The organism is Peribacillus sp. NPDC096448 (assembly GCF_044762675.1).
Taxonomy (GTDB): domain Bacteria; phylum Bacillota; class Bacilli; order Bacillales; family DSM-1321; genus Peribacillus; species Peribacillus frigoritolerans_B.
In genome coordinates, this window is sequence record NZ_JBIWEU010000002.1 from 235,858 (window position 1) to 246,742 (window position 10,885).

Below are 10,885 nucleotides of genomic sequence, written 5' to 3' on the forward strand. Positions count from 1 at the left end.
TTATTCAATTTACTTTTTTGTATTTCATTGCCTTTTTCATCATCTGTGTACAAAATAACCACTCCTTATTTTTGATCACGTGTGACAGGCGGCAATCTCCGGCCATTACTAATAAGGAATCAATTAGACAGGATGAGATTGAGCGACTGTAAATGACCAAGAAGTTCCTATGCGGAGATGTTTATCAAGATTTTTATGGGTGTGGAGTACCGTTCGTGAGAGTGTTGTATTGCTTCAAGATTAGGAACACAGCGACATCCATATCATTGAAGGGGTAAGGTAGACAAAAGAAAATTCCTCCTCATAAAATGATTATCTTGACCAAAAAATCTTTGATTTCAATTTTTCAATATTCATGTGACTGGTTTTAATCAAATACTGATCCCTTTGTAAATGATTCCATAATAGTTATATGTACCGTATTTCAAATTGGTGATTATATTTATCCCCTTTTTGATTCCCTCATAAAATCCTTAAGAATTTACATGGATGGAGGCACTGCATTTCCTTTTAATATTGTATATACAAACTTACACAAGCAATTAGAGTCTGCTAAGTGTATTCTTTATCATTTCTTCATTACTCTTACATATTATAAATATTGGGTGGTATAAGGGTTGTGAGAAAAGAGCCGTACGGTAGTATTTAATCCTTTTGAATAGTAAATCTGTTAACAGGATTAACATAAAGGGGGATACATAAATGGATATTAAAGTAGAAGTTGGAGATAAGAGGGCAGGAGCCATCCCCTATGAGTCTCTCCCGGCATTTACTTATCTTTTCAGGGAATTAGGTTTTGATGTGCAGCCAGATACTGAAAATAAGAAGGTACACTTAAGTTCTGCATTGCATGGTAAAAGAATTGTCATTTCTTCCGACTATGATGTTAAATATAACACCTTTAGAAAGCACCTTCTAGAAAGGAAGGTGCTGGAGTATATTCAAACTTTCCTATCTGCATGTGGGGCAAAGGTGATACTTATAGATGAAACGAAGGAATCAGAAAGGGCTGATTTTCATGTATACTTTTCACTCTTTGAAATTCCAGGAATAAAAGAGCCCATTCTTGAATTAATCCATAATTCGAAATCAGCTAATAAAAAGTTATTGGATATTTTTCATTATGAATGTACAAGAACTGGAACAAAATTTAAATCTAATGAGGTAGTCAGAAGCGCAAATAACCCTTTTATTAATATACAGATTATGTATCCTGTTATTACGGGTGAAGATTTTTGGGAAAAACTTGGTGAGAAATATGCGATGTCCATAACAATAGGAATATTGGCTAGATTTCACGAAAGTTCGCCTTTATCTGTTTTGTCATTAGTTCCAATTGAAATTTTCTCAAACATGTTTGTTCATTCTGAAAATACTGAGATAAATTTAGAGCCTGCCATGCAAAAAGAAAAAAGGTTACCAGAAAAGAAAAAGTTTTTATTAAAGAAACCAACTATTACTGAAAGAAAAGAAGCGGAAGTGTTTTTAGATTATCATATTTTTATTGAAGAACTTGAAGAACGTAACAAAATCAAGCTTATTGGAAATCTTCATATTAAAAATATAGGTACGGAAATTTTGCGGAATCCAGTTATCTGCTTGCGTTCCAGCCCTTCAGAAAGTATAAAAATATCTGGGCAAATATTGCCTCCCAATGTTGCCGAAACTTTAGGGGTAATGAAAAATGAAGAAACAAAAGGGTGGAAATATATGAATGATGAATGGTTTGAGGAAATGGAGAGGGGTGAAACCTGGATATGTCCAATTCAATCTAAAAATATAAACCCTAGGCAAACAGAATCTTTAACTAACTTACAAATAAGCGTCCTTCAACCTGAAGAAAACAGCAATATTCGTGTAGAGGCTTTTGTGTTTTTTAAAGAACAAGATCTGGAAATCAGTTCAAGCAATCAAATTTCCTTATTATTAACGAAGAAACAATAAGGTAAAGGTTTAATGGCAGAGCATACCGGGGGTGGAAGTGGGGTGGTTGATGGGAATTATCACTATGAGAAATCCTTATTAGATAATAAGAAAGTGATAGAATTATTGGACCAAGCGATAAAACAGAATAAAGGCTTTTCTCTTGCTCGTTTTGGAATCGGTGAAATAAGCTATTTAAGCTATCCAGCCAATGGATTATTTGTACAGGAATTCAAACGCTATGTATCTTATGCGGGAGTATCCAATGCACCAGAGATAATTAGGAGGGAATTGGTCAAGTCATTGCGCGATACTGATATTGCTGGTTTGATAGCTCCTTGGCGGCTGGATCCTCGGGCAAAACAAACCCGAACTGTACTTGAACAACTGAAGTTCATGCCTTCGAAAGCTTGTTGTGCTTGGATCATGCAGAGCTTCTTGGACGAGGGGACATCATTGCCCTGTCTGAGTAATAAGAAGGTTTTACTTGTTGGACGCCGTTCAAAAGAAGCAGAAATCGTTTTTAAAGAACAAGGCGAACAAATTACTGGCAGTATAGATTTAAATGGGTATGAAGAGTTAAATAGAGTACAAAATGAGCTACAGTCTGATCAGGAATGGGAAATAGCGTTAATTTCCGCCGGGATCCCGGCAACCATTTTAGCTCCAAGAATTGCAAAATTGACCCAGAAAGTTGCCATCGATTTCGGTCATGCCCTTGATATGATTATTGATGGAAAAGAATACAAACTTTCCGACCTAGTAAAAAAGTATAATGATCAGTTTTCCTAAATAGGGATACAAAAACTAATTTAATCATTATAGGGAAATAAAATAGGGAAATAAAGAAAAAAATAATACTCGCAGATTCAACCTTGAATTCATAAGGAAGAGGTGCGAGTATTTTATTTACTAAATTCAGTTTACGAATTTTAATTGCATCGGAAAGACTTTTTTTCCTGTTAATTGGAAACATTTTAATTCAGGGGTCGAGTTTGCAAACGAAATAATAAGGTGACTTACCTCTGGGTAGTTATTTAAGGTAATATCTCCTTCTGACGGATAAGCACCATCTGTTGGGTGGGAATGGTAGATGCCAATAAAGTCTTCATTCCTCCTATCGATAAGTTCAAATACATGACGAATTTGATCTAAATCCATCGAGTAGGAAAAGGAGCTCCTATTGACATTTTCCATTGGCCAAATTGTTTCTGCAATCCCATTTTCTCCTGAAAGCAGTCCACATGCTTCAATAGGAAGCTCTCGTTTGCAATAAGAAATCATTTTTTGCCTAACATGATTGGTCATGTAAAAAGTACCGAATGTTAAACCTGGATCATTTGTTTTTTCCACAGCAACCTTTTGCTCGTACTGGCCGAACCTGGAGGGCAGAGGGAGTGATTTGTTGATGTTGTTGGGCGGGCTGCGGGTTAGGCATTCCTAATTTTCTTCTTACTTTACGTCTTAGCTTATCAGATGCCATTTTTTTCTCTCCTTTTATAGGTATGCTCTATAAATATGAAAACATGAATCTTTATGTAACCTATTAATTAATAAATGGGTCGCCTAAAATGTGGATACATTTACTAATTAATGCAGTTAATGATGCTGCTACTTTTCCAAACTTCAAAACAAAAAAAGCGGGAGGATAATATCCCCCCGATTTTTTATATTATACTGGGAAACGCTCGCAATCTCCTACTTCAACCTCTAATCCAGGGTTAGCTAATTCTGTCAGAGCAATTGTAACGCTTGTAGTTGCGCCAGTTATTCCAAGTGTAGCAGCATCTCCTGAAGGATCAGCATCAGTTAGAGTTACTATGAATGTCGCGTTTTCTGGTACACCTCCGGCTGGTGTTATAACACCGGTGCCAGTTGCAGTAAGACCAGTTACTAATCCAGTAACAGGATCTGTAACACATTCAGGCTGGTTAAAGTCATTGGCTGTAAACGTGAAGCTTTGGTCAATATCAGCATCTGGTGTTCCAATTGGAGTAGGTCCTAATGTATCGATGTAGGTAACTTGAATCCTGCTACCAGAAAGGGTACATTGGTCACAAACTAGGGCAGTCAAATCTAGGTTTCCTGTTGTTGGACCGCCTAGACCGTCCTCAAATACAAGGATGGATGCTTCGCCAGTAAAGTCTGCTGAACCTTGGCAGTCGCAGTTCAATGTAGGGAAGAAGGTTGGGCATTGTTGAGGGAATCTTGGTGTTGGGCACACGAACCCATCTTCTTCAATTGGAATGACAGGACGTGGTCCACAGAACTTAGCCTCGACTTCTAGCTTAACCTCAGCCTCGACTTGAACATCTTTACACATGGTCACATCAAGTACAACCATATCACCAAGCATTTGATTTAAAACAACTGTACATTGAACATCGAAAATATTACAGTTGATTTCTGTTCCTTCTGGGAAACATAGGATTACTTCATCCATGAAACTAACAGGTACTACGAAATTACACCCTGGAAGTGGTTCTCCATTGCAAAAGAATTGAACGCGGATATGGACATGGAAGGCAAGGGAGACAATTTGGGCCCCTGGAACACTAGGAATGTTAGCTGGAATGGCTCCGATAAAATCACAGCTTCGTGTACCAACTACTTCCGAACAAGTAGCTGTTATGGTGTTACCATCATGACGTGCATCTTCAATTGCTGCGAAGCATTCCTCAGGTATTTGAACTTTATTGCGGTCACGATTTGTTAGAACAACCCAGTCATATACTTTTGTAACTCGAATACATTCAGGTCCGATGGGGTTCGGTACCACTTGTCGGCCCTGAATAGATTTGACGTTCCTTTTTTTCATCAAACATCTTTCCCTTCAGTATCAGGTTTTGAACACATTAACATACTATGGGGATATCTTTTTATGGGTACATTTTTATTAGAAAATGGGCTAATAAAATATTATGAATTTATAAATGTATATTTATATAATCAAAATTCAAATCATAAAATCTTAAAAGAAAGATTAGGAGGTGAATAGGTGTTGGCTATTGAATGGCTTGATTTTTTTATTTTAATATTGGCTACCTTCCGGTTAACTCATTTAATTGTATTTGACGATATCACTTCATTCATCAGAAAACCTTTCTTGACTGCCACCATCCAAGAAAATGCCTCTGGACAACTGGAGGAAATCATTGAAATAAAAGGATCAGGACTTCGTTATTTCATAGGTTCGCTTTTAAGTTGTTATTGGTGTGTGGGGTTTTGGTGTTCCCTCATTACAGTAATTATTTATTATTATTTACCTGCCGCTTTTCCACTCCTATTGGTCTTTGCTGTTGCGGGAGCTGCCGCTTTTATTGAATCTAAATCATGAAAGTATAATCGTGTAGGGGAAGACAATTAAAAGCATAATGAACTTTATGTATTGATATTCAGACTAATATTATATGCTGAACATCATATAAGTGCTTAATGGACAGAGAGGCTTATATATTTTTGGGTTTTAGATCAAAATCAACCTAAAACGCTGTTGTAGATTGATAGCAAGTACAAGAGAGGCATTAATTTTTATTGTTAAGCATCAGGGAAGCACGATTGATTAAAATCCATTCGATACGAATGGATTTTTTCTTATAATAATGGAATTGAAATGGAAATATAAATTGGAGTAAAACTTCAATAAAAAAAGTTGTCGGCCGAAATCATGCAGGTAAGCCGATTATTAGGCATAAGATGCCGAAGAAATCTTTAGCCAGTTTGCCCCGCTGAAAACAAGGATAAAAACTGTTCTTGGAACACAGTATCTCCTGTAAAACATGCTTGAACTCGCCATACAAAAGATGAAGATAGATTAATATTAAATGGGATCAAGTACAGGGAATTCTCAGGAAGGTACTTACCGCCACTTGATTCTAAGCTCACCTGAAACCCCCGAAGCTCTAAACTTCCTCAAGGAACTTGTTGAAGCAGGGAAGTTAAAAGTGGTCATTGACAGTTGTTATGCGTTTGAAGAATCAGTTCAAGCCAATAGGTATGTAGAGAAAGGACGCAAGAAGGGAAATGCGTAATAACTATGGAATATAATAGATAATCCTGCTGAAACAACCAAGCACTTATAAAGCTAAGGGGTGCGTTCTTAATTATAAAGTCAGCAGGTATACTGGTTGACCTTTTTTAAAAATGCAAGAGGCATTTCGTAAGGTTGTTATTGAGGTGCGTTTTTGGAACGAAATAGATCTAGTTATAGCAAAGGGAGTGGAAAAATGTTTCCGATTTTAGAAACAAAACGGTTGGTCCTGAGAGAAATGGCTGAAGGTGATGCAGCAGATATATTAAAATGTTTTTCCAATCCAGATGTATTAAGATATTATGGGCAAACCCCATTAACAAATACAGATCAGGTGAAGAAATTGATTAAGAAGTTTTCAAAGAATTTCGAAGTACGACATGGAATCAAATGGGGAATTGAATTGAAAGGGAAGGATGGCATTATTGGAACGATTGGATTTCAAGAATGGTCTCAAGAACATAAAAGAGCAGAACTGAGCTATGCGCTTTTCCCAAAATATTGGGGTAACGGTTATGCAACAGAAGCTGTCAGTAAGGTGATTTCTTATGGTTTTAAAGAGCTTGAATTAACGCGCATTGGAGCAATTGTTTTTATCGAAAATAAAGCATCCAATAAGTTGTTGACAAATTTAGGTTTCAAAAAAGAAGGGATATTGAGAAATTATTTGTACCAAAATGATGTTTCATTTGATACTTATCTATACTCTCTTTTACGGTAAAGCCTTAAGGTTTGCCAAGGAAAATGATAGGTTCACAGACATAGGTGTTTTTGAGATGCAAAAATGGAAATTCAGATATATATTTAAAAATTCATGGTTTTCCTGTAAGATAACAATATATAAAAACCCTGTCGACTTGTCGACTTACTTAGAATACGTGAGGAAAAAATAAATTATGGAATTAGAAAAAAGTGTTGAAAAAAGTTGGAGCAATCAACAAAACATAGGCTTAACAGCATATTTAAAGAAAATGAAGGGCGAAGCTAGAGAAAAGGACAGAATTGATTATATAGATTCAATTGTTTCAGCTATAGGTGGGCTCATTACAATAATCATTATTAGTTTTATAGCTGTTTATTTAGGATATCCTATGGCATTAGCTCCTCTTGGGGCGAGCTGTGTCATTGTTTTTGGTGCCCATAAAAGTCTCTTGTCACAACCCCGTAATGTTATTGGAGGACATATAATCTCCACAACGATAGCTCTTATCATTTGGAGCATCTTTGGTAAAAGCTTATTCATTATCGGCCTAGTATTGGCCATTGTATTAATTATAATGACTCTTACAAAAACTGTTCATCCTCCTGCAGCAGCTAGTGCCCTTGTTTCTGTCAATTCTCAAGTTGGTTGGGGATTCCTGACTTCAATTATTATAGGTACCTTATTATTAGTTTTTATATCGATGATTTATAATAATTTATTTCAAACAAGACAATATCCAAAACACTGGTTATGAAATTTATATCACATACTTTTATATGTGACTGTTTTATGGGTCATCTCTTATTGAGCTAACTGCCTCACTTCAATAAGCCGTGAGGTGCTTTTTCTTACTAAAAGAGTTAATTTTACATATTTTTACATAAAAATGCGTATGATAATGATTTGCTAAAGCCTTTATGGGCAGGGGTAAAATCCCTGTAAAAAAGGTGAATCGAAGAAAATCTTTTATCTTTATTAATAAGAGAGATTCCGATTATTGACGAAATTGTCTTGGTTCAAACTAAGTAGTTACCTAAAAATTATCCATTAAATTAAATTCATAAAAGGCATTCGGAATGAATTCTTTCCGAATGCCTTTTGTCAATAAAATGAGGCAATAGGGAATCGCTGTTATAGACGCATTTTTTGCTGTCAGGACCCCTTTTATAACCTATTAATAACGACCGGTGTTCGCAGAAATAATGAGAGCCCCACTTGAAGAATAAATACCTGCTTTGGCCAAAGCATTATATGGATCTAAATTCCATAATTGTGCAGTATAACAGGACGTCTGACCTTTCATTATCCAACCGTTACCACCGGAACTAGCACAACTTGTAAATGCTCTCTTGGTCGTGCCATTAAAACTATCCACCCAAACATTTGCATAATAATCGTACGGAGCAGCCGAATAAAACTTTAAGTATCCCCAAGCCGTATGACAATACGCACTTCCTTTTAGCTGAACATATCCAATTTTCACACCGTTTTTATAAATATATTCTGTTTCATAGGTGATTGGACTTTTATTCACACAGCCTGTTAAAACAGTCCAAAAACAAGTGTTACTGCCAAGCCAATATTTAATAATTTTTTTATAATATACTCTCCCCTTTCCTTCTTCTAGACGTTAACATACAAAAATTGGTGTTTCCATGTACTTTGGAATCAATTACCACCTGTATAAACTTTACCATTTTATGGGTAACCACCTAGTTAAGGGAAGGTACCCCATTCCCATCAAACAAAGGCAAATACGAAAAACGATAACAAAGTGAATGCTGGCCATAGGCCTTTTTTTGATTTATTAATATATAAATTACACGGTGGTTATATTTTATTAATAATATAAAGTTACTATTTTAATTGGAAATTACCATAAAAATTTTAAAATAAGGAGGATCTTTGTGTTTTTGTAAAATGATTACATGTTTTAAGGGGCTAAACGATAAGTAGGAGGAATTGATTTTGAAAGCGAAAAATAAATTTGCTGCAATGTTGACAGTTGTAACGGTAGGATTAACAACTTCTTTATCAAGTGTACAAGCATACTCGGAGTCTTCAAATTTAGATAATAAACGTAAGCCGGAGCTCGTTTTTCCTGTAATCAGTGATGTACATATTGATGATGGATCAACTGCTGATATGAACAAGTTTAGAACAGCCATGGATCAATTAAACAAAGCAGCGCCTAAACAGGATGCTTTTGTTGTCGTTGGGGATTTAACGGACTATGGATACGCTACTGAATATGATAAGTTCTTCTCCATTTATAATGAGAAGAAACAAGGTGATGTTCAATCCATGTTTACAATGGGAAACCATGATTATTGGAATGGACTTTCCGTTGAAAAAGCACAAGATCGTTTTCTCGAGAAAACAGGAATGGATTCCCTTTACTATCATAAAAAAGTAAATGGATATGATTTTATTACATTAAGTCCCGAAAATGGTAATACCCATGGTTTATATTCTGTTAATCAAATTAACTGGCTGGGTGAAAAGTTAGCTGCAGCAGAAAAAGAGAATCCGGACCAACCAATCTTTGTTTTTCTTCATCAACACATTAAAGACACTGTGTATGGAAGTGACTTGTGGGGAACTCAGGAAAACAAAGAACTTTTATATGATACATTAAAGAAACATCCACAAGTTATTACATTTTCAGGGCATTCTCATTATCCACTTGAAGACCCCAGAACGATTCATCAAAAAGACTTTACGTCTGTTGGCACGTCTTCTGTAAGTTATTTGGAATTAGAACCGGGCAAACTTCAAGGGTTTCATCCAGAAGGATATAGGGATATTAGTCAAGGAATGCTTGTAGAAGTTTATAATAATGAAGTTGTCATTAAAAAACGTGACTTTCATAAAGACGAATGGACAGGAAAACCATGGGTAATAAAAAATCCTTCTAAAAAAAATAAATTTAAATATACAGACGACCGAGATCAGTTGCCACCGTCTTTTGCAGTTACAGACAAGGCTTCGATTGTAAAAGAAAAATCGACACTAAGAAGTTTAAATGTAACATTTCCTCAGGCAAAAGATAACGTGCTCGTACATTCTTATCACATTACGGCCAAAAACAAGGAAACAGGGGAGCTAGACGCAGACTTCACCGCATTTTCTGAATTCTATTATGATCCTGTGCCCAAGAATATAGAGTTCCCGGTAGCTGGACTTAAGCCAGGTACTGATTATGAAATTAAAGTACAAGCACTGGATTCATTTAACAATAGCAGTAAAAAGATGTTATTGGCTGGTGGTCAGACAAAAGCATTGGAAATGGTCTCAGCACAAGCTTCTCCTTCTTTAGTAACGACAGGAGAATCAACTACACTCCAAGTGAAGATGAAAAGTTTTGGAAATGGCAGTGTGAAAGGGAAAATTAAAGTTGATGCACCTGAAGGATGGAGTGTGGAGCAAAATGAACTTGAGTATGAGCTTTCAGGATCTGAAGAAAAAATATTGCAAATAAAAGCTACACCTAGTAAGGAAAGTTCCGGTTCATCACAATTCACGATCAGTGCTTACGAGGACGGCCAAATAATCGGCTCCAAGAATATAAATGTATTCGTCAACATGATGCTTGGAGAAAGTTTTGACCAATTAGAGTCTGCATTAAAGCCAGCAGTGAATGAAAACATTCCAAGTTCCATTCTCGGTTGGAGCCATACAGCTCCTAACGGCTGGTCGGTTACAAATAGCTCGAATATGCCAGCTGGTACAGAGGAGTGGCAAGGTTGGAGCTTTACAACAAAGGACTTTTGGACAAAGGCAGAAGACCAAAATCGGAACAAATTTGAGCTTGGCCAAGGTGTTATAGCTGTAGCGGATCCTGATGAATGGGATGATAACGGTTCACCAGCATCAAAAGGCTTTTTTGATAGTACATTAACTTCTCCTTCTGTAAAAGTTGATGGTGCAAAAGATCTATTCTTAGGATTTGCATCTCACTATAAACAAGAAGGAACGCAAACAGCTGAAGTAACGGCTATCTTTGATAATGGGGTAAAACAACAAGTTCTCGTTTATGACAATAAAGCTGCTTCTGATAATAAAAATGGACATGTTTTGAATAAGTATGAAGTTAAATCGATTAAGGTTCCTGAAGGTGCATCTTCTATTAAATTACAATGGAGAATGCATAATGCAAAAAATAATTGGTTTTGGTCGATTGACGATATTAGATTGGATGACCAAATGATCGTCTCACCAAATTAATG

At 36.1% G+C, this 10,885-nt stretch carries 9 protein-coding genes and 1 pseudogene; 7 read left to right on the top strand and 3 right to left on the bottom strand.

Going from position 1 to position 10,885, the window contains the following annotated elements; genetic code table 11:
- Positions 1-702: 702 nt before the first annotated feature.
- On the top strand, positions 703-1,944 hold the full coding sequence (locus ACIQ0C_RS05025; protein ID WP_403057599.1) for a hypothetical protein: 1,242 nt from the start codon (positions 703-705) through the stop codon (positions 1,942-1,944).
- Between the two features lie 12 nt (positions 1,945-1,956).
- A complete protein-coding gene (locus ACIQ0C_RS05030) occupies positions 1,957-2,715 on the top strand; it encodes a GT-D fold domain-containing protein (RefSeq protein WP_403057602.1) in 759 nt (252 codons plus the stop codon).
- A 126-nt stretch (positions 2,716-2,841) separates the two neighbouring features.
- On the opposite strand, the gene ACIQ0C_RS05035 is transcribed toward ACIQ0C_RS05030, so the two are convergent.
- Together ACIQ0C_RS05035 and ACIQ0C_RS05040 are read right to left on the bottom strand one after the other, a co-directional pair.
- A complete protein-coding gene (locus ACIQ0C_RS05035; protein ID WP_403057605.1) occupies positions 2,842-3,276 on the bottom strand; it encodes a M67 family metallopeptidase in 435 nt (144 codons plus the stop codon).
- 319 nt (positions 3,277-3,595) lie between these two features.
- The gene (locus ACIQ0C_RS05040; protein WP_403057608.1) at positions 3,596-4,702 is read right to left on the bottom strand and encodes a BMQ_0737 family morphogenetic spore coat protein; all 1,107 of its coding nucleotides are present in this window, start codon (positions 4,700-4,702) and stop codon (positions 3,596-3,598) included.
- Positions 4,703-4,921: 219 nt separating this feature from the next.
- On the opposite strand from ACIQ0C_RS05040, the gene ACIQ0C_RS05045 reads away from it, so the two are divergent.
- From ACIQ0C_RS05045 to ACIQ0C_RS05060, 4 genes and pseudogenes are all read left to right on the top strand, one after another.
- Positions 4,922-5,260, top strand: a complete 339-nt coding sequence (locus ACIQ0C_RS05045) for a DUF1360 domain-containing protein (protein WP_403057611.1) — start codon at positions 4,922-4,924, stop codon at positions 5,258-5,260.
- Positions 5,261-5,792: 532 nt separating this feature from the next.
- Positions 5,793-5,977, top strand: a pseudogene (locus tag ACIQ0C_RS05050) (zinc-binding dehydrogenase); the annotation flags it as partial.
- A gap of 172 nt (positions 5,978-6,149) precedes the next feature.
- Entirely contained in the window at positions 6,150-6,674 is a 525-nt protein-coding gene (locus tag ACIQ0C_RS05055) for a GNAT family N-acetyltransferase (RefSeq protein WP_403057614.1), read from the top strand.
- A gap of 175 nt (positions 6,675-6,849) precedes the next feature.
- A complete protein-coding gene (locus tag ACIQ0C_RS05060) occupies positions 6,850-7,410 on the top strand; it encodes an HPP family protein (protein ID WP_403057617.1) in 561 nt (186 codons plus the stop codon).
- 420 nt (positions 7,411-7,830) lie between these two features.
- Here ACIQ0C_RS05060 and ACIQ0C_RS05065 read toward each other — a convergent pair whose 3' ends face one another.
- Positions 7,831-8,190, bottom strand: a complete 360-nt coding sequence (locus tag ACIQ0C_RS05065) for a DUF2690 domain-containing protein (protein WP_403057620.1) — start codon at positions 8,188-8,190, stop codon at positions 7,831-7,833.
- A gap of 434 nt (positions 8,191-8,624) precedes the next feature.
- Here ACIQ0C_RS05065 and ACIQ0C_RS05070 point away from each other — a divergent pair, with 434 nt between their 5' ends.
- Positions 8,625-10,883 carry a metallophosphoesterase gene (locus ACIQ0C_RS05070; protein ID WP_403057623.1) on the top strand — a complete coding sequence of 753 codons (2,259 nt, stop codon included), beginning with the start codon at positions 8,625-8,627 and terminating at the stop codon, positions 10,881-10,883.
- Positions 10,884-10,885: the final 2 nt, after the last annotated feature.

Bases quoted from the DNA above. Each gene is read 5' to 3' on its own strand.
- ACIQ0C_RS05025 (WP_403057599.1), top strand. From the start codon at position 703: ATGGATATTAAAGTAGAAGTTGGAGATAAGAGGGCAGGAGCCATCCCC.
- ACIQ0C_RS05030 (WP_403057602.1), top strand. From the start codon at position 1,957: ATGGCAGAGCATACCGGGGGTGGAAGTGGGGTGGTTGATGGGAATTAT.
- ACIQ0C_RS05055 (WP_403057614.1), top strand. From the start codon at position 6,150: ATGTTTCCGATTTTAGAAACAAAACGGTTGGTCCTGAGAGAAATGGCT.
- ACIQ0C_RS05060 (WP_403057617.1), top strand. From the start codon at position 6,850: ATGGAATTAGAAAAAAGTGTTGAAAAAAGTTGGAGCAATCAACAAAAC.